The organism is Flavobacterium johnsoniae, assembly GCF_030388325.1.
Classification (GTDB): domain Bacteria; phylum Bacteroidota; class Bacteroidia; order Flavobacteriales; family Flavobacteriaceae; genus Flavobacterium; species Flavobacterium johnsoniae_C.
In genome coordinates this window covers 3,332,828-3,352,274 of record NZ_CP103794.1, presented here as the reverse complement: position 1 = coordinate 3,352,274, position 19,447 = coordinate 3,332,828, and the positions used below count along the sequence as shown (strand labels likewise).

At 35.3% G+C, this 19,447-nt stretch carries 21 protein-coding genes; 12 read left to right on the top strand and 9 right to left on the bottom strand.

Translation table 11 applies throughout. The features are described from left to right. Window positions 1–79: 79 nt before the first annotated feature. A complete protein-coding gene (locus NYQ10_RS14590) occupies window positions 80–457 on the bottom strand; it encodes a hypothetical protein (RefSeq protein WP_236673041.1) in 378 nt (125 codons plus the stop codon). Window positions 458–1,121: 664 nt separating this feature from the next. On the opposite strand from NYQ10_RS14590, the gene NYQ10_RS14585 reads away from it, so the two are divergent. Together NYQ10_RS14585 and NYQ10_RS14580 are read left to right on the top strand one after the other, a co-directional pair. After that, a complete protein-coding gene (locus NYQ10_RS14585) occupies window positions 1,122–1,652 on the top strand; it encodes an RNA polymerase sigma factor (RefSeq protein ID WP_109193296.1) in 531 nt (176 codons plus the stop codon). Then, complete coding sequence (locus tag NYQ10_RS14580; protein WP_278021741.1) at window positions 1,652–2,440, top strand: anti-sigma factor; 789 nt, start codon at window positions 1,652–1,654, stop codon at window positions 2,438–2,440. Before NYQ10_RS14585 ends, NYQ10_RS14580 begins: the two co-directional genes overlap by 1 nt. A gap of 663 nt (window positions 2,441–3,103) precedes the next feature. Here NYQ10_RS14580 and hemA read toward each other — a convergent pair. The 5 genes from hemA to NYQ10_RS14555 form a co-directional block, all read right to left on the bottom strand. Then, entirely contained in the window at window positions 3,104–4,408 is a 1,305-nt protein-coding gene (gene hemA / locus NYQ10_RS14575) for a glutamyl-tRNA reductase (protein WP_289877078.1), read from the bottom strand. 226 nt (window positions 4,409–4,634) lie between these two features. Further along, a complete protein-coding gene (locus tag NYQ10_RS14570; protein ID WP_091490987.1) occupies window positions 4,635–5,225 on the bottom strand; it encodes a hypothetical protein in 591 nt (196 codons plus the stop codon). A 20-nt stretch (window positions 5,226–5,245) separates the two neighbouring features. Continuing rightward, the gene (locus NYQ10_RS14565; protein WP_109193293.1) at window positions 5,246–5,680 is read right to left on the bottom strand and encodes a hypothetical protein; all 435 of its coding nucleotides are present in this window, start codon (window positions 5,678–5,680) and stop codon (window positions 5,246–5,248) included. Between the two features lie 130 nt (window positions 5,681–5,810). Next, the gene (locus tag NYQ10_RS14560) at window positions 5,811–6,650 is read right to left on the bottom strand and encodes a DUF5777 family beta-barrel protein (RefSeq protein ID WP_109193292.1); all 840 of its coding nucleotides are present in this window, start codon (window positions 6,648–6,650) and stop codon (window positions 5,811–5,813) included. Between the two features lie 27 nt (window positions 6,651–6,677). After that, the gene (locus NYQ10_RS14555) at window positions 6,678–7,067 is read right to left on the bottom strand and encodes an OB-fold protein (protein WP_202002382.1); all 390 of its coding nucleotides are present in this window, start codon (window positions 7,065–7,067) and stop codon (window positions 6,678–6,680) included. A gap of 168 nt (window positions 7,068–7,235) precedes the next feature. Between NYQ10_RS14555 and NYQ10_RS14550 the strand changes: the two genes are divergently transcribed. The 6 genes from NYQ10_RS14550 to NYQ10_RS14525 all read left to right on the top strand — a co-directional run bounded on the left by NYQ10_RS14550 (window position 7,236) and on the right by NYQ10_RS14525 (window position 11,493). Further along, complete coding sequence (locus NYQ10_RS14550; RefSeq protein ID WP_202002379.1) at window positions 7,236–7,604, top strand: hypothetical protein; 369 nt, start codon at window positions 7,236–7,238, stop codon at window positions 7,602–7,604. 14 nt (window positions 7,605–7,618) lie between these two features. Next, on the top strand, window positions 7,619–8,158 hold the full coding sequence (locus NYQ10_RS14545) for a YceI family protein (RefSeq protein WP_289877076.1): 540 nt from the start codon (window positions 7,619–7,621) through the stop codon (window positions 8,156–8,158). 48 nt (window positions 8,159–8,206) lie between these two features. Then, entirely contained in the window at window positions 8,207–8,758 is a 552-nt protein-coding gene (locus tag NYQ10_RS14540) for a YceI family protein (RefSeq protein WP_289877074.1), read from the top strand. 48 nt (window positions 8,759–8,806) lie between these two features. Beyond that, window positions 8,807–9,697: an AraC family transcriptional regulator gene (locus NYQ10_RS14535; RefSeq protein ID WP_289877072.1), complete on the top strand. Its 891-nt coding sequence runs from the start codon at window positions 8,807–8,809 to the stop codon at window positions 9,695–9,697. Between the two features lie 79 nt (window positions 9,698–9,776). After that, on the top strand, window positions 9,777–10,790 hold the full coding sequence (hemH, locus tag NYQ10_RS14530) for a ferrochelatase (RefSeq protein ID WP_109193287.1): 1,014 nt from the start codon (window positions 9,777–9,779) through the stop codon (window positions 10,788–10,790). A 148-nt stretch (window positions 10,791–10,938) separates the two neighbouring features. Further along, window positions 10,939–11,493, top strand: coding sequence for a fasciclin domain-containing protein (locus NYQ10_RS14525; RefSeq protein WP_109193286.1), 555 nt, complete (start codon window positions 10,939–10,941; stop codon window positions 11,491–11,493). Window positions 11,494–12,168: 675 nt separating this feature from the next. On the opposite strand, the gene NYQ10_RS14520 is transcribed toward NYQ10_RS14525, so the two are convergent. After that, on the bottom strand, window positions 12,169–13,257 hold the full coding sequence (locus tag NYQ10_RS14520) for an NADH:flavin oxidoreductase (protein ID WP_289877070.1): 1,089 nt from the start codon (window positions 13,255–13,257) through the stop codon (window positions 12,169–12,171). A 225-nt stretch (window positions 13,258–13,482) separates the two neighbouring features. Between NYQ10_RS14520 and NYQ10_RS14515 the strand changes: the two genes are divergently transcribed. The 4 genes from NYQ10_RS14515 (at window position 13,483) to NYQ10_RS14500 (ending at window position 15,336) form a co-directional block, all read left to right on the top strand. After that, window positions 13,483–13,848, top strand: a complete 366-nt coding sequence (locus NYQ10_RS14515; protein ID WP_289877069.1) for a DsrE family protein — start codon at window positions 13,483–13,485, stop codon at window positions 13,846–13,848. Between the two features lie 135 nt (window positions 13,849–13,983). Then, window positions 13,984–14,454: a nucleoside deaminase gene (locus NYQ10_RS14510; RefSeq protein WP_289877068.1), complete on the top strand. Its 471-nt coding sequence runs from the start codon at window positions 13,984–13,986 to the stop codon at window positions 14,452–14,454. A gap of 2 nt (window positions 14,455–14,456) precedes the next feature. Continuing rightward, window positions 14,457–15,131, top strand: coding sequence for an AraC family ligand binding domain-containing protein (locus NYQ10_RS14505; protein WP_289877066.1), 675 nt, complete (start codon window positions 14,457–14,459; stop codon window positions 15,129–15,131). A gap of 1 nt (window position 15,132) precedes the next feature. Then, on the top strand, window positions 15,133–15,336 hold the full coding sequence (locus NYQ10_RS14500; RefSeq protein WP_289877063.1) for a helix-turn-helix domain-containing protein: 204 nt from the start codon (window positions 15,133–15,135) through the stop codon (window positions 15,334–15,336). Between the two features lie 102 nt (window positions 15,337–15,438). Here the strand turns inward: NYQ10_RS14500 and NYQ10_RS14495 are convergent, their stop codons facing one another. Continuing rightward, window positions 15,439–16,866 carry an amino acid permease gene (locus NYQ10_RS14495; RefSeq protein WP_289877061.1) on the bottom strand — a complete coding sequence of 476 codons (1,428 nt, stop codon included), beginning with the start codon at window positions 16,864–16,866 and terminating at the stop codon, window positions 15,439–15,441. Between the two features lie 139 nt (window positions 16,867–17,005). Next, window positions 17,006–19,405: an arylsulfatase gene (locus NYQ10_RS14490; RefSeq protein ID WP_289877060.1), complete on the bottom strand. Its 2,400-nt coding sequence runs from the start codon at window positions 19,403–19,405 to the stop codon at window positions 17,006–17,008. Window positions 19,406–19,447: the final 42 nt, after the last annotated feature.

Genomic DNA, 19,447 nt, shown 5'->3' with positions numbered 1-19,447 from the left:
TATTAAAGTGCAAGCAATCTTTCATTGTTATACAACAATGAAAAATTATTCCAATAGGAATTGCAATGGAAATTATAATTTATATAAAAAGAGAAGGGGGACGGAAAGTCTCTGTTAAAACAGAAACAGGCTTATTGTCGAATCTAGCCGAAAAGCCAGCTTTGATTTCAATAGGTTCTAATAATTTGAAAGTCTTATTTGAAGTGTTTAAAATGTAAACCAACTCTGTTTTTTCTTTAAGGTTGTTCTGCATTTTCTTTTCGTTGTCGTCGTATTTCTTTAGACTTTTTTGAAGTTCACAGCGTCCGTTACAGGTATTAAAAACCATTTTTCGCTGTACGCAGATTGTTTTTACAATTTCTTGCTGCTCTAGTTTAAAAGATACATAAACAAAAACACTGCCAAATGATGGCACTAAAATAATGCAGCCAAGCAATACGATTAGATACTTTTTCAAAGTTATTGTTTTGTTTATGGAGCGCAAAAGTACTCTTTTTTGTTTTTATCTTAAATAAAGTTCTTGTTTTCTTTACCAAAAACACCACTTTGTCTATTTATAATACTTGGGATTAAAACGGTTCTCTCATACCTGTTTTTTTTAACATAATTCAAGGTGTTAACATTAAAAAGTTAATCTAATAAAGAACAATTGCATAACCATAATAATGCGACCGTCAAGACATAATTGAAGATCAATTGTCGTGGCAATGTCACGACAATCTTACCCAATAAATAGGTTGTTTTTTTCATTTTACATCAATCCTTAACAGGATAACTAAACCAAATTTGTAAAGCCACTGAATTTCCCGCTCTCGTTTTTTCAAATATAACTGTTGCTTCACTAAAGCAAAAAATTGGTTTGTTTCCGAATTGTCTTTTTAACTTTTTAGCCCCGATAGCAGTGGAAATCCTTTTTCGGCGGGGTTCGGCGCAAAAGATTGGAACGTATAGCGGGAAGAGCTCCTAAAAATTCTTCAGTATAACCCCACGAAAATTGGCATTTTGAAAGTGATATCCTTTATTTCTGCTTTTGGGCCAGTTACGTAAAAAATAAATTACCTTTATCCGGCATTACCACTTTCTAAGAAATCAAAATTTATTTAAGCTTTAAATCCAATCCTATGAGCCAAGAAGAATTATTGGTATTAATCCGCAAAAAAGATGAAAGGGCTTTCACCCATCTCTATGATATGTATTCAAAAAGCTTGTTTTCGGTCATAAATGTTCTGGTAAAAAACCGCGAAGAAGCCGAAGATGTCCTGCAGGAAGTCTTTGTAAAAATCTGGAAAAACATCGATAGCTACAGCGAAAGCAAGGGCCGGTTCTACACTTGGATCCTTAATATTGCAAGGAATACATCTATTGACAAGCTGCGATCCAAAAATTTCAACAACACCCAAAAAAACCTTTCTTCGGATAATTTCGTAAATCTGTTAGATGACAGTAATAAATTAGCTAATAAACTAGATGCAATTGGCATTCAGGAGTTCGTTAAAAAACTGAAACCAAAATGTATCGAGATTATTGATCTGCTATTCTTTAAGGGATATACCCAGCAGGAAGCTTCAGAAGAATTAGCTATACCTTTGGGAACTGTAAAGACACAAAACAGAAACTGTATCAACGATTTAAGAAATTATTTAAAGATATAATGGAAGATAAGCAATATATTGAATCAGGCATTTTAGAACTTTACGTTTACGGCCTGCTGACAGAAAAAGAGAACCTGGAAATTGCCGAACTGGCCAGAGAAAACCCTGAGATTGAAAGTGAAATCATTTCTATAGAAAAAGCTGTTTCAGCCTTATCATCAAGCTTCTCACCTTTCCATTCGGCTGCCAATTTCGAGAAAACAAAAGCGCGTTTAGAGCTTAAACATACTAAAGTTGTCGATATAAAACCAGCATCAAAACGTCCGCAGTACCTGGGCTGGGCGGCTGCAGTATTATTATTGTTAGGTTTTGGATATCAGACTTTAGAACTGGCAAAATCCAAACAGGCAGTCTCTGAGGCTGGAGGGGAAAAAAATAAAATTGAAAGAGAATATGCTATTTTAGACCAGCAGAATAAACAGACTGAGAAAAATCTGAGCATTGTGAGAGACATTAAAAATACAAGCGTTACTCTGGGCGGACAATCAGTATCTCCGGCATCATTTGCAAAAGTGTATTGGAACAGAGAAACAAAAACGACTTATATCGACGCGGCAGGTCTGCCAAACCCTCCAAAAGGAATGGTTTACCAGGTTTGGTCTTTAAAACTAAGTCCGGTGCTTACCCCGACAAGTATTGGTCTGCTGGATAATTTTGAAGAAAACTCTCAAAAAATCTTCGCTGTAAGCCAAACCGATTCAGCTGAAGCTTTTGGCATCACGCTGGAACCTGCAGGGGGAAGCCTCACACCTACAATGGAACAGCTTTATACTTTAGGAAAAGTCTAATTCCATAAAAAGACCTAAATAAAAAGCGCATATTGATCCTGTTCAATATGCGCTTTTTGGGATTCAATACTGCACTCTGGCGGAACTTTACACAACCCCCTTAGCCATAGTAAAAAAGCTAAAATCATCTTCCAAATTCACTTTAAAAATAAGATAAACTGAAGCGCAGGCTAAGTTAAAAGCCAACAGGATTCGAACACCAAAAATGGAATAGCCCCATACTCCTTTTATTTAGATTTCTATTTAATTGAAATAATGAAAATCCATTATAAATGGTTAACTATTTATAATTTATTGAATTTTCCGCTCTCACTCTCCGATTATCAATTATTGCTCAGCTGAGACAAAAAATTAGTTTTCTCCTGAAGCGTTTGGTGCGACGGCCCGCCTCTTTTATAACATGAATCAATGATGTGAAGTAATTTATAGTAGAAAAGCTAATTATAAAATTAATTAATAATTATGTAATTATCACCAAATCAATTAGTCTAACTTTACAAAATGAGGAATTGATTACTCCCATGCAGAATTAAGTAAACATTTTTTGGAAGATTATGTTTATGGACAAGCCCGTCGCAGCGTGCAGCGCAGCTGACGGGTTCTATTTTTGCATGTCTTGTTTCAGTACTCTGGTAAGCTTTGAAACTGCAGCTGATTAAGCATTTATGACAGATTGATTTTGTATTTTTCTTCTATTGGTGAAGAAGCCTTATCCAGTGCAAGATGCCCTATCTGAAATACTTTTTCAATAAATTCAATGCTTTGATCCACTGAAGTGTTTTCATTTTTTAAATGGCTGGCAAAATGGTTTGTTAATTTTTGAATAATTCTTGAACTGATTAAATCCATCTGTGCATCATCAAAATGGGTTGTTTTCCTTTTTTGAAAAGCAAATTCTGCTGATACAATATCATTTAGCTTGGATTTTAAGGCATGAATAGTCGGAGCACATTTTCGGCCGTTCACCCAGGTATTCAGTTCTAATTTCAGATCATCAATAATGGCTTCTGCAGCAGGAATATGCTGTTTTCTCTTTTCCAGCGTGTCATCCGTAATTTGAGACAGATCATCCAGATGTATTAAAGTTACACCGGGGATTTCTTCTACATTGGCATCTACATTGCGCGGGATGGATAAATCCAGAATCAATAAGGGTTTCTGTAAAGCAAGCGATGTTTTGTCAATAGTGGGATTTTGTGCTCCTGTAGCTACAACCAGCACATCGGCCTGCTGCAGTTCCTGTTTTAAATCAGCATAATCTTTTACAATAACATTCAGCTTGCCAGCCAGTAATTCGGCTTTGTTTTTTGTTCTGTTTATAAGGGCAATATGGCTGTTTTTAGTATGTTTTACTAAGTTTTCGCACGTATTTCTTCCTATTTTCCCCGTTCCGAACAGCAAAATATTTTTGTTTCCAATATCCGCCACATTTCGGATAATATACTGCACTGATGCAAAAGAAACCGATGTTGCACCAGAAGAAATTTTCGTCTCCGTTTTAACTTTTTTGCTCGCCTGAATAACTGTATTTACCAGCCGGTCCAGAAATGTATTGACCAAACCTTCCCGTTTACTATTGTTAAAGGCGGTTTTAATCTGGCTGATGATTTCAAAATCACCCAGAATCTGACTGTCTAAACCTGTTCCTACCCGGAACATATGGCTGACAGCTTCTTCATTCTTATATATATAAGCAGCCTGCCGAAATTCTTCTACAGAGCCATTGCTGTTCTCGCAAAGCAGTTTGATGAGTTGATAAGGATGATGGGCAAAACCATAAATTTCAGTTCTATTGCAGGTAGAAGTAACTACCAATGATTCTATCCCTTCTGCCTTGGCCTGCAGCAATAAATCAGATTGTGATTTAGCATCTAGACTAAATTTTCCTCTGATAACTGCATCTGCTTTCTTGTAGCTTAACCCCAATACATAAAAAGTGGAGGATCTGGACATATTAAAATTTTCCATATTTATGGTTTCCTTAAAAGGTTCAAAAATTATTGCCTGCAGATTTATATAACAGCGCCGGAAATGCTTTTTAGATCACTATGGAATAAATGGACCTAAACTGCGGTTTTAGATAATTTCCAGGAATTATAAAGCTAACTAACAGGTTTTGAAAAATATTTATATACTTCAAATAGTATTGAAATATAAAACGCTGCCTTTTTCAGGCAGCGTTTTGAGAAGAAATTTATTTTTGAACTATAGGAGTTCTCAATGATTCTAAAACAGCAACAATATCAGTATAAAGTTCTGTATTCGAAGCAACGCCATTCGCATTGGCCGCAGCTCCAACATATCCTTCAAATTTCGTATAATCTGCATTGCTTGATTTTGTTCCCATACGAGGATTTTTTGCGGGATCATGCGCAGCCGACATACTCAAACCAGAATATGTATTTACAGCATTGGTACCTCCGGTATTAAACGAAAAGAAATCAGTAAGGTTATCTGATAATTTAGCAATATTGGTAGACTGGGTAGTTCCAGTTTCTGCTAATAAAGGGGCAAAATGTGCCTGCAGATTACCCGACGCGTTCGATTGGATATCAGCAACAATCAATCCGATAGTTGAATTTACCACTTTGCGGAAACTCAAACGCCCCTGCTCGATCATCTGGCCGGAATTATCAGGATCAGAAACCATTTTAGTTCCGCCTAAACGCTCGTAGATAGAAGCCTTAACCGGTGCTGGGGTTTCGTCGTCATTACTGCTGCAGGAAATCATAGCTGCCGATGCAGCAATTAGTACACTAAGTGTAAGTTTTGAATAAACTTTCATAAATTTAAAGTATTAAAGGGTTAATTAAAAAAACGATTTATCTTTTGAGACAGTTTATAGCTCAAACTATTTTGATTCATTGGGCAGACTTCTTTGTCTGCTAAATTTGCCGGTAAAATATAGCGCTGCGCATCGTAACGTCCTTTAGCCATCAACTCGTTGAAAACTTTCTCCGAGTTTGTAATTTTATTATTGTGGAAATACACCACAACATTTCTTTTAACGATGATAGAGTCTGATGTCAGGCCTTTTATGCTTCTAAGGTCGGCACAAATTTTTCTGGCCTGCAGAGAATCAATATCTGATTTAAAATCGATTCTGCTTACTTGGAGATTTGGGGTGTCATAAACGGGCGGTTTGGCCGTTATAATGTGAAAAAGCAAAATCGCGGCAAACAGTACAAATATGCCGCTCAGAATTAAAAGTCCTTTTTTGATTATTTTATTAGTCTTCATAATTTTTTTATGGTTTTAAAATTATCTACGTGTACTTTAGAGCTGCGGTTTTAGAAATAATAGAAAATCGATTAATTTAGAATCATTTTAAATACAGAAATTACCTAATAATTTAATTATAAAGTAGATACTAGAAAACCCTGGCAAGATTAAATCCAAAAAATATATCTCCTTTTGTCCAGTCGCCAGTGGTTCTTCCTAGATATCCAGCCTCATCAATTGCCTGTGAACTGGTAAAATGCATCTGGAAAACATGTCCGCCCGTTTCCAGATCAAAACCAATAGACAGCGGATTTTTATAAAGTGAATTTGGCGCTCTGTTTAAATGCGCCGCATAATCCATATTTAAGGACCAGCGCTTAGCGAATTTATACCTCCCTCCAAATCCTATGGCATATTGGGAATTGCTTTGATCTACATCTTCAACAAAATTTTGATGAAAGAATGACGGCACAATTTCTAAAGACAGCTTTTCAGAAAATTTTCTTGAAATCAGCAGCTGCGCAACATAAGTCAGCCTGTCTTTAAATTGAAGTTTCGGATACAGACTTTCTTTTAATGTGTTATTAATAGATAAACTATTAAAACCGGCAATAGTAACAGGAAAGCCGTCTTTTATTTGAGGAAACAGCATATATTTTGTTGCAAAGTCATAAGCAAATTCACTTCTGGCGGCACTTACGTTGAGTCCATTTGTTAGACCGTAAATAAATTTAATCTGCGTATTGGCATTATCCAGTCCATAGAAACCTTCAAAGCCATCTTTAATAGAGCCGAATCGGTGTGCAACAACAAAATACAAATCGCCTTTTGCTGCCAATTTTGTAGATTCGAGATTAACGATTTTTAAGGCTTTGAATGCAGATGTCACTTTTTCTTTTGCAGAAGGAGTTTCTACCCCGGACAATAAATCGGTTTGGGAGAAGGTTAACAGCGGAAATAAAAAAAATAATAGGATAAAGTTTTTCATGAGGTTAGTTTTAAATTGTTATTTGTATTAGTGTACAACTGAAGATTGGTCTATTTTAAATTCCTGGAGCAGTTCGTCATATCCTAAAAAACGCCCTTTAATTTTTAGGGTTTTCCCGGATATAATATTTTGCGGCAAACGGTTTTTGAATGTCACAAATACTTTTTCGCTCATAACAATTCCATTGCCGGCTTTATCAATACTTGTTACCCGTGCAGATAGTTCAATTGTTTTGTCCTGATATTTGATGTAAGCCAGACTGTCGTTTGAAGTAAACTCTCTTTCTAGTTCATTAACGGTTACAACATAATCGGCAGTTTCTGATTCTATATTTCTATGCCCTTTGTAGATGTAGAGGTACGCTGAAATTCCGATTATTATAAAAAGGAAAATTGTAATTAGTATTTTTTTTCTCATAACTGGTTTTTAGTATTTCAAATTATCTACGTTAAAAAATACCTATTGGATTTAAATCATTAAATATGCCTCCTTCGAAATCTGGATTATTCATTTCATCGTATATGATTTTGAAATGCCTGGTAATTCTTAAAGTCATGCATTTATTTATAACTAAAAACCAATCTTATGAATCTAAAAACCCTTCTGGCCATCTCATCATTAGCTTCAATTTTTGTAAGCTGTGCCAATGACGACCCAAGCACCCTAAGCGACACTGCACCAATTAATGGTTTGGCAACATACAACCAAAATGTAAAATCTATTATTGATAATAACTGTGTTGTATGCCATGCAGCAGTTCCTAAAAATGGCGCGCCAATGTCTTTAGTTACTTATGAACAGGTGAAAAATGCAGTTTTAAACCGAGGACTCCTTACACGAATTTCTTTAGAAAATGGAGATAGTTCCTTAATGCCGCAAGGTGGACCAAGATTGCCTCAAGCTACTATCGACATTATAAAAAAATGGAATCAGGATGGATTATTAGAAAAATAATCTATAACAGCAACATGAAGAAAATCATAATAATGCCAATGCTATTGGCTTCTTTTATTGTTTTTTCACAGGAAAAAATAGTAACTAAATCTGCAACAATAACTCTGGAAGCTTCAGTACCTTCTTTTCAGCCGGTTGCAGGAACTAACAGCAAGGTAACTTTTGTTTTGAATCCCGCAACTGGAGAAGTGGCAAGTCTGGCTTTAATGAAAGGATTCCAGTTTGAAATGGCATTAATGGAAGAACATTTTAATGAAAATTACATGGAAACCGATAAATATCCAAAAGCTATTTTTAGAGGGCAAATAGAAGGATTCGACATTAAAAATCTAACTGAAGATTATAAAGATTACACGATAAAAGGAAAATTAGAAATGCATGGAAAATCCAAGGATATAAGTGCCGATGCAAAAATTACAAGATCGGGTTCCAGAGTCACCTTTATATCTGATTTTGAAGTAAATGCAAGTGATTTTAACATTCCGATTCCAGCGCTTATTAAATATAAACTGGATAATAAAGTCAAAATTCAAATTATTGCAGTTTTAAAATAAGAGCTGCACAAAATAGATAATGATCTAAAAAAAATAAAGGCGAAATAAATGAAAAAAACAATACTTATTGCAATGCTGAGTGTTTACGCTATTGGCGTATCACAAGAAAAAATGGTCAGTAAATCGGCAAAAGTCATTTTTGAAGCTTCCGTTCCTTCTTTTGAAGAAGTTAAGGCAGTAAATCGGAATGTTACTTTTGTTTTGAATCCAGCAACAGGAGAGATTGCAAGTTTAGCCCTGATGAAAGGTTTCCAGTTTAAGGCTGCCTTAATGGAAGAACACTTCAATGAAAATTATATTGAAAGTGACCAATATCCAAAAGCCGTATTTAAAGGAAAGATAGAAGGATTTGATCTTCAAAGCCTAAGCGCAGATGCTAAGGATTTTATCATTAAAGGCAAATTACAACTCCACGGTAAATCCAGGGATATAAATACTGCTGCAAAGATAAGCAGATCACCATCAGGGGTCAGCATTTCATGTAATTTCAGCGTAAATGCCAGTGATTTTAATATTGAAATCCCAAATTTGGTTAAAAGCAAGCTTTCCAATAAAATAAATATCCAGTTTGCCGCAGTTTTAGAAGCCAATAGACAATAACCAGCTGGAAACTATCTCGAAAAGTCAATAATTTTTTATATCAAAAAAATGGAGGAAGAAATACAAATTGAGGACGGCCTTACCCTTATCCGTTTCCAGAACGACAGCTCAGAATCTTTTTCTGCACAGCACGAAATAGGTGCCGGCCTGATACAGTTTCATTTCGCACTAAAAGGTAATGCATTTTTTTTGTCCAGTCAGGATCATTGCACATTAGAATTGAAAGAGGAAAAATCACTGATTTTGTGCAATCTGCAGCATCAGTCATTGCTTAAGTTAGAACTTTCTCCAAATTCATGGATGATTTCTGTTATTGTTTCGATTAATAAATTTCACTCGTTATTTTCCCTTCAAGCAGATTATATTTCTATTTTAAGCCCCGATAAGAAGAAAAAAAAGTATTATACCGAAGGGTACATCAGTCCTGCTATGGCTGTTGTTTTGAGCCAGCTGTTTCATTACAGCCTTCATCCTTCCCTAAAGAACCTTTATTATAAAGGAAAAGCATATGAATTATTGAGTCTGTATTTCAATAAAATGGAAGATCCAAACGCAGTGCAATGTCCATTTTTGACTGATGAAGATAACGTGCTGAAAATCAAAAAAGCCAGAGAAATACTTATCGCCAATATGGCCGAACCGCCAGGACTGCAGCAGCTGGCAGATGAAATTGGGCTGAATATGAAAAAATTAAAAACAGGCTTCAAACAAATTTATGGTGATACGGTATACGGTTTTCTGTTTGACTACAAAATGGATTTCGCCTTAAAACTATTGGACAGCGGTTCTTACAATGTAAATGAAGTCGGGCTGAAAATAGGATACAGCACCGGAAGCCACTTTATTGCGGGATTCAAGAAAAAATTTTCCACAACCCCAAAAAGATATATAATGTCCATTAATACCAATCATAAAAACAGTTTCGCTTTTATAGATTAAGGCATAAATAAAAATATATTTGATTAATTTTAAGAAGCAACAAGTAATGAGTTTGAGGAAAATTAAAATAAAAACGATAATGAAAGGCGTATTATTAGTAAATTTGGGATCTCCCGAAAGTCCCGCACCAAAAGATGTTAAACCGTATTTAGATGAATTTTTAATGGATAAATACGTGATCGATGTTCCGTATTTATTGAGAGTTTTATTGGTTCGCGGCATTATTTTAAGAAAAAGGCCAGAAGAATCTGCGCACGCTTATGCGAAAATCTGGTGGGAAGAAGGTTCTCCATTAGTTGTTCTTTCAGAAAGAATGCAGAAAAAAGTACAGACTTTAGTAAATGTACCGGTTGAACTTGCAATGCGTTACGGAAGCATGACAATCGAGAAAGGACTCCAGCAATTGCATGATAAAGGCGTTACTGAAGTACTGCTTTTTCCGCTGTATCCGCAATATGCAATGGCTTCGACTTTGACTATTTTGGTAAAGGCCGAAGAAATCCGCAAGAAGAAATTCCCGCACATTACATTTACTGATGTTCCGGCATTTTATAACAAACCGGATTACATCAAGAATTTGGCAGATTCAATTCAAAAACATTTAGTTGGTTTTGAATATGATCATTTGTTGTTTTCTTATCACGGAATTCCAGAGCGTCACATTCGCAAAACCGACGTTACAAAATCACATTGTAAAATTGACGGTTCTTGTTGCAGTGCGCCATCTCCGGCACACGATTTCTGTTATCGTCACCAATGTTACGAAACAACAAGGCAAGTTGTAAAATTATTAGGGCTTCCCGAAGATAAATACAGTCTGACATTTCAATCGCGTTTGGCGGGAGATAAATGGTTAGAGCCTTATACTGATATTGAAATTGACAAAATGCCGGCAAAAGGAATTAAAAATCTGGCTGTTGTAACACCTGCTTTCGTTTCGGATTGTTTAGAAACGCTCGAAGAAATCGCCATGCGCGCCAAAGAAGATTTTGAGAAAAATGGAGGGGAAAATTTCCTGGCTATTCCCTGTTTGAATGACGACCAGAAGTGGTGCCAGACTGTTAGCAACTGGATTAATGAGTGGGCTGAATAATGCTAAAATAACAATAGGGAATATTGGAGCTTTCATTATTAATATATCAATTCGCCTCTTGTATTCATTTTAATTTATTTTTTTACCTCTTTTAAAACCAAAAAGAATATTAAAGCGTAAATGACTTTATAACTTAAAAAAAGTAATTATGAAAACTAGAAAATTTTTAGCAGCAGCAATCCTGGCATTAGGATTTGGATTGACATCATTTGCACAAAAAACAGTAATGGTTGGTGGAGCAGCTATGTATCCTAATAAAAATATTATAGAAAATGCGGTAAACTCAAAGGATCATACCACCTTGGTAGCAGCAGTAAAAGCAGCAGGATTAGTTGAAACTTTACAAGGTAAAGGCCCATTTACTGTTTTTGCACCAACAAATGAAGCATTTAGTAAATTGCCGGCTGGAACTGTTGAAACATTATTGAAACCTGAGAATATTAAATCATTACAAACTATATTGACATATCATGTAGTGGCCGGTAAAATGAATAGTTCTGATATTGCAAAAGCAATAAAAGCTGGTAAAGGAAAAGCTTCTTTAAAAACAGTTAGCGGCGGAACTCTAACTGCCTGGATGGATGGAAAAGATTTGTACATTAGTGACGAAAGTGGCAATAAAGCTAAAGTTACAATTTCAGATGTAAATCAATCTAATGGTGTCATACATGTAGTGGACGCAGTACTGCTTCCAAAAATGTAGTTTGCTGAAAATAAATTACAATTAAGCCCTGAAATTTCAGGGCTTTTTATATAATTACTATGCGACAAAATAGTAATAGTCAATTGTATTAGAGATTTTGATTACCATTTTATTGCCAGCTCAAAACTTTAAATATAAGGAATTGATATCTTTTTTTTGCAAAAGATTAAGGCTGTCTCTTTTTATTTTTGGTAAAATAATACATAAAACTAAATATATTTTTGCTTCAATCCCCAACAGTACATCTAAACCAAAACTCTAAAGCCAATGAAAGACAAACATTACATGTAGTAAGCCAATTTCTTCAAATCATCCAAAAAAAATGTTGAAATTTGTCCCGTCGGGGTCACAAAAAAAACTCTAAATCAATGATTTAGAGTTTTTTTTTGCCTTTATAATACTATTAAATTCTTCAGCTTTAAACTAAGCCACATTTACATCATCACTTTTACTATTAAATCGTTCCAGAAAATCAAGATATATGGTATGCTTCTCTCTATCCATTCTTGTGATGGCTCAAATGTCATTTCCGTAGTGAGAAAAAAAAAGGTTGATAATCTGCCTTCATATAATCAAATAATACTTCAAACGGACGGGTTAATTCCTCTAGATCATAAAATTAAAATAAGCAAACCGCTCAATTTGGCGGTTTACTTTTTAGATATTTCAAAACTTTTATAACGAACCAGCCTTTACAAAAGTCTGCCATCCGCGCATCGTTTCAATAAAACGTTCGCTTAATCCTCTTTGTCTTAGATAGTCTGCCATAACAGGCAATTGTGGACTATCATACATTGGGTTTGCTTTTACCTGAAGAGGAAAATCTCGCTGTAAAATTGCTGCACGCGCGATAAGCACAAAATCACAACCCTCGTCTAGAAGTTCTCCTGCACGTTGTGCGCTCATAATTTTCCCTGCTGCTCCAAGACGAACTCCTTTACGCGGAAGTTCGGTAAAAACGCTCAACATGGTTTTTCCTTTAAAAGTTCCTTCGCGAACAATTTGTGCCGAATCCCAAAGTGCTAAGTCTAAATAGTCAATTAATTCACGATTGAAAATTTCGGCTGTAACTTCACGCAATTCCTCTAGAAGCAATCCATATCTTTCAATAGACAAACGCCATCCAATTTGAAAATTGGGACCGCAAGCTTTACGAATTCCTTCAATAACTTCAATCGTAAAGCGTGCACGATTTTCCAGACTTCCTCCATATTTATCGGTACGATCATTTAAATTTGGCGACATGAATTCTGAAAGAATCCACCCGAAAGCACCGTGAACAGAAATTCCGTCAAATCCTGCCAATTGCGCTCTTTTTGCCGCAGCGATAAAACTGTCTCGAATTCGTTCTACTTCTTCTGTAGTAATTGCTTTAATTCCTTCTAAAGTTTTACTCGACGCAGGAGCTGGAATACCGCCAATTGAAGGTTGAGCTCGATGTCCTGCGTGATGCAATTGTACGGCTGACAACGCACCGCCATCACGAATCGCCGATGCCATTTTTGTCAATCCTGGCAAATGGTCATCACTATGAATTCCTAATTGTCTTTCAAACGCGATTCCTCCTGCTTCTACGGTAGAAGCGCTGGTTTGAATTAATCCATAACCGCCTTGAGAAAGTTGCTCCATCCAATATTGATCGTATTCAGATGCAGTGCCATCAAATTCACTTTGCTGGCTGGTTAAGGGTGCGAGCATGAAACGGTTTCTCATTGCTGGACCGTGCAGCAACGTAAGCGGTTTAAATAAATCAGAAACAGACATATTTTTATTTTTTTAAAGTTCTACTTATGTGAATTATTATTGAATGCAAAGTTGTGGAGATAATCATTCGTGAAAAATGGATGATTTTTACTTTATAATGGACGTTTTGAACCTAATATTCTGATATTTTATCCGAGAAAAAATTCTCCATTATAAAGTAAATTTTCTCCATTCTTTAGCCGGCATTGTCGTCAGATCTTTGCCTTGTTAATAAAATTTATTCAAATGAAAAAAACAGCAATTATTATTCTATCTGATCCAAAAGCGGGTTCAGAAGAAGCATTAGGACGTGTATTCAATGCTTTAGCATCGGCATATGAATTCAAACACGAAGGCGAAGATGTAAAAATTATTTTTCAAGGAGCAGGTATAAGATGGCCTGAACAACTAGAAAAACCAGAGCATCCTGTTAATGCTCTTTATAAAGAAGTAAAAGATCATGTTCACGGTCTTTCTAAAGGATGTGTCGCTGTATTTGGCACCGAAGTTTCTGGTTATGAATTATTAAATGACAACGAAGTTCCAGGAACTCCAGGTTTACCAAGTTTTGTTAACCTTAGAAAAGAAGGTTACGATATTTTGATTTTCTAAATCAGCTCTTAACTGCCCTTTTTCACTTTAAGGGCAGTTTTATTATTTACAAATATTTAATGTGATCAAACCTTTATTTTTTGAGTAATTTAGCATAGCTGGATACTCTACAATCAATATTTAAGTTTTAAAATTATGCAGGAAGATGTTCAATATTACATGAATAAATGTTTAGATCTTGCCAAAAGTGCTCTAAAAGCAGGAAATCCGCCTGTGGGTGCGCTTATTGTATTTGACGGAAAAGTAGTTGGTAAAGGCATTGAATCAGGAAAATCTACGGGAGACATTACAAATCATGCCGAAATATTGTCTATTCGAGATGCTATAAAAAACGGATATTCAGATAAACTTAATCTGTCACAAATGTACACCACACATGAACCTTGCATTATGTGTTCGTATATGATTCGCCATCATAAAATAACTGAAATTATTTACGGTACAGCTGTTCCTTATGTAGGCGGTTTTACTTCACAATTTAATATTCTAGAAACAGAAGATGTTCCAAAATGGGAAAATAAACCAAAGATAACTGGCGATGTTTGTGTAGAAGAATGCAATGTGCTCAATTCTCAATTTTTAGAATTATTAAGCAAATCTAAATAAGTATGTTATCTCAATCTGTATATACGCTTGTTAACCAGCAAAATGGCAATTTATCATTCAAAGTTTTTGAGTTTGATAACAGCAGTTATTTTGATCATATTCAGCGAAATAATTATTTTACCATAATAATAATTACTTCAGGAGAAGGATTAGCCAAAGTTGATCTTTGTGAATATTCTTTTAAAGAAAATACCTTATTTGCTTTCTACCCGTATCAGCCTTTTATGCTAGCTTCTGAAGGACCGCTTACTGGAATTTCTATTCAGTTTCATCATGATTTTTTCTGTATTTACAGACATCATAAAGAGATTGCTGCAAATGGAATTTTATTTAATAATGTTTATCAGCAGCCATTTATTCTTTTAGATGAAAATAATAAACAAACTTTGATGAATATCGTCAGGGAAATTGTCAATGAACTGAAAATGGATGCTTTGAGAAAAGATGAAGTTTTGGTTTCTTATTTGAAAATATTTTTGGTATTTGCTACGAGAATAAAATTAGAACAGCAATCTATTAAAAATGAAAATAGCAACGACAAACAATTGCTTATTATTCAGAACTTAAGAAATGCTATCGAAGATAATTTCAGAATTAAACATTCTGCAAGTGAATATGCTGATATGCTTCATGGTAACACCAGTTGTTCTTGCGCGAGCTGCAAAAAATCATTTTAATATGACACTTTCAGATTTAATTACTGAACGCATTATTGTAGAAGCCAAAAGAGAATTATATCTCACCAACAAAACAGTAAAGGAAATTGCTTACGAGCTGGGTTATGACGACGAATATTATTTTAGTCGTGTTTTTAAAGGAAAAACAGATATTTCTCCACAGCTTTACAGAGATACTATTGGTTTTAATAGAGGAGCGTCTTAAGATAAATCCTTGTCTTCCATAAAATGAGTTTGAACCTGTATCGCAAACGTCATAAAAATAAATCCCATTTCTAAATGAAATGGGATTTATTTTTAAAACTATCTATTTTTTATTTTTAAAAACTTTATAAAATACAAAAAGAATAGCCAGCCAAATAGGAATTAATTCTACAGATATCTTCATATTCGTCATCCACATGATGGATAAAATACCCAATAAAAATACGAAACAGATGTAATTGCTTATTGGATAAAATATGGAAGCAAATTTGGTTTTTGTGTTTTCTTTGTCTTTTGTACGTCTAAATTGTAAATGCGTATACGAAATCATAACCCAATTGATAACTAAACAAGACACTACTAAAGACATTAAAATACCAAAAGCTTCTTCTGGAATTACTTTATTGATTAAAATACAAATAGCGGCGAAGCATGAAGAAATTAAAATAGCATTAACCGGTACCGATTGTTTGTTTAACTTCTTTAAAAATTTAGGAGCACTACCCTGATCTGCTAAACCAAATAACATTCTGGAGTTGCTATACACACTACTGTTATATACCGATAAAGCTGCGGTTAATACAATTAAATTAAGAACATTGGCGATTAGCTTTGTAAAAAATATTTTATAGCCAAAAAGCTCAAATTCCATCCCGTTTAGATTTTGAAAAACCATTACAAACGGACTGCTGTCTGTAGTAATTTGTCTCCAAGGCGACAAAGCAAATAAAATAATCAATGCTCCTACATAAAATATAAGAATTCGATAAATAACCTGATTGGTTGCTTTTGGAATATTTTTCTCTGGATTTTCTGCTTCAGCAGCGGTAATTCCAATTAATTCTAAACCACCAAAAGAGAACATAATTAAAGCCATCGCTGACAATAAACCTTGAAAATCGCCAGTTCCAGTTTTCTCAAAAACTCCTTTTGGAAAAAAACCTCCATCGTTGTACAAATTATGAATTGTAGCGTGTTCTCCTCCTGTTCCGCTTATTAGTAAATAAGCACCAAAAAGAATCATTGCAATAATTGCTGCAACTTTTATAATTGAAAACCAAAATTCAGTTTCTCCGTACACTTTTACGGAGGCAAAATTTAAAGCATTAATAACCAGAAAGAAAAATAAACTGGAGGCCCACAACGGAATTTCAGACCACCAAAACTGCACATAAACCCCAATAGCTGTAAGTTCAGCCATACTTACCAGAATATACAAAATCCAATAATTCCAACCTGAGGCAAAACCTGCAAAAGAACCACAATACTTATAAGCAAAGTAACTAAAACTTCCAGATACTGGTTCTTCAACAACCATTTCGCCGAGTTGCCTCATAATAAAAAAGGCAATAATTCCGGCAATAGCATATCCTAAAATAACAGATGGCCCTGCTAATACGGCTGCTGGACCAATTCCGAGGAAAAGACCAGTTCCTATAGATCCGCCTAAAGCAATTAACTGAATGTGTCGATTAGTCAGCCCGCGTTTAAGCTGATTGTTTTCTTGATCTTCCTGTATTTTTTGTTTCACAAATTAGATTTTTAAATGAGTAGAATGTACTCACAAATGTATAAACAGCGAAGATAAGTTAAAAAAGTAATCGTACAAAGCCCCCTTCAGCGGTATTTATAGAATGATTTAAACATAGTTATACTTCACAAAAATCTACTTAAAGTAAATCTACTTTCACGTTATTTATTTTTCCTTCAAACTTAAAAGGTGCTTTTTTATAATAACGAATGGAAACTGGACCGCCTAAATCTTCGCCAACATCAAAAGTTTCGCTGGCAGTAAAAGCAACAGGAACAGTACGTTTTACTTCGCCTTTGGCATATTCTTTCCCATCAACCAAAATAACAATTTCAGCAGGAGCGCCCGGTTTTGCAATAGTAGTTAAAACTTCAATTTTATGTTTTCCTGCCGGAATTTTTGCTGATGATTCAACGTTATAGCGTTCTATAATCAGCATATTATATTCGTACACCAATTTGCCTTTATCCATAAATAAAGTCACACCTCCACCAGAACCTCCAAGCGCATACAAAACTCCCGAAGCATTTTCTTTAACCTCAACATCGGCAATTACTTTATTGCTTTTTTTGCCTAAACCAGGCGCGCTGAATTCAGGCATTCGTTTTGTTGTTTCATCAAAAGTCCATGAAGTGTAAGGCGCTTTGATAACATCTTCAGGATGAATGCGAAGCCAGATTCCTGCACCAATCGGGTAATCTTTATTCTTTTTGGCTTCTTCGTTAAATACTTCCTGAAGTTCTTTTAATTTCTGCGGATTTTTAGATGCTAAATCGTAATACTGCGTATAATCTTCTTTTATGTTGTACAATTCCCAAACATCTTTGGTAGAATCCCATTCGGCTAAACCTTTCTGGGCAGGAATCCACGGATATAATGGTCCAAAAGTACAAGCGTACCAACCGTCTTTATAGACTCCACGACTTCCGTTATTATCAAAAAACTGAACTTTGGATACTTCTTTTGCTTTGGCATCATTAAAAGTATATTTAAAACTTACTCCGTCCAGAGGCATTTGATCAAAACCATTGACCTCTTTTGGTGCTTTAATATTCAAAATATCATAAATAGTCGGCACAACATCGTTTATATGATGAAATTGACTTCGCGGCGTGCTATCTGGTTTTATTTTTTTCGGCCAGCGAATGACCATTGCATTCTGTGTTCCTCCAAAATGTGAAGCTACTAATTTAGTATGTTTAAAAGGCGTATTTCCAGCCCAAGCCCAAGCTGCATGATAATTATTCTCTAAAAGAGGTCCACCAATTGCGTCAAGTCCGCCAAGTTTATCTAAAGCTTCTAATTGCTGTTGAATGGTATTTGAAACGCCGTTCTGCGCCAATAATTCGCTTATTGAACCATTTTGTCCTTCAGCACTAGAACCGTTATCTCCCCAGATAAAAAATACGATTGTATTGTCTTTTTGTCCATTCGCTTCAAGCGCATCCAAAACACGTCCAACTTCATGATCGGCATGTTCAACATATCCTGCAAATACTTCCATCATACGAATTTGAAACGCTCTTTCAGATTTCGGAATACTTTCCCAAGAAGCCATTGTTTTATCTCTAGCCGTCAGCATGGCGCTTTTAGGAATCCAGCCTAATTCTTTCTGACGTTTGAATACTTTTTCGCGATAAGCATCCCAGCCGTCATCAAATTTTCCTTTGTATTTGTCTGCCCATTCTTTAAAAATATGATGCGGCGCATGACCAGCACCTGGAGCAAAATACAATAGAAAAGGTTTGTCTGCAGCATACGATTTGTGCTGATTCATCCATTCAATTGCGTGATCTGCCAAATCGGTTGTAAGATGGTATTTTTCGTCTTTTGGAGGTTCAACTGGGGTGAAATCATTTATTAATCTTGGTTCATATTGTGAAGTTTCTCCAGCCAGAAATCCGTAAAAATGCTGAAATCCGTAATTGACTGGCCAGTAATCAAATGGTCCTGCAACAGTAGTTTGGTTGGCAGGCGTATTGTGCCATTTTCCAAAAGCAGAAGTGCTGTAGCCATAATTCTTTAAAACCTCAGCAACCGTAGCAGCTTCTTTCGGAATAATTCCGGTATAACCATCCCAGTCAACGGCTCTTTCTGCAATAGTTCCGTTTCCAACATGCGTATGGTTTCTGCCTGTTAATAAAGCGGCACGGCTTGGCGAACAAATTGAAGTGGTATGAAATTCATTATAAGCAATTCCTTCTTTGAATACTTTGGTTAAAGTCGGTGTATTGACTCCGCCTCCAAAAGTTGATGGCGTTCCAAATCCTAAATCATCCATTAAAATAATAATGATATTTGGCGCATCTTTTGGCAAATGATCTGGCTGAGCTCTTCGTTTGTGTGTACTTTCGGCTAATGTTTCGTTGGCAACACTGGCACTAGGAACTGGCGGAAAAGGCAGAACATCTTGTGCATGAACTTTAATAGTATTGCTTAAAATCAAAATAAACATTAAAAATATACTGATACTATTTTTTTGGAAAGAACAGTTAAATCTTAAATTAATGTTTTGTTTTAAATTATAATATTCTTTCATGATTTCCAGATCTTAAAGGTTTTGATACAATTTTCTAAACTT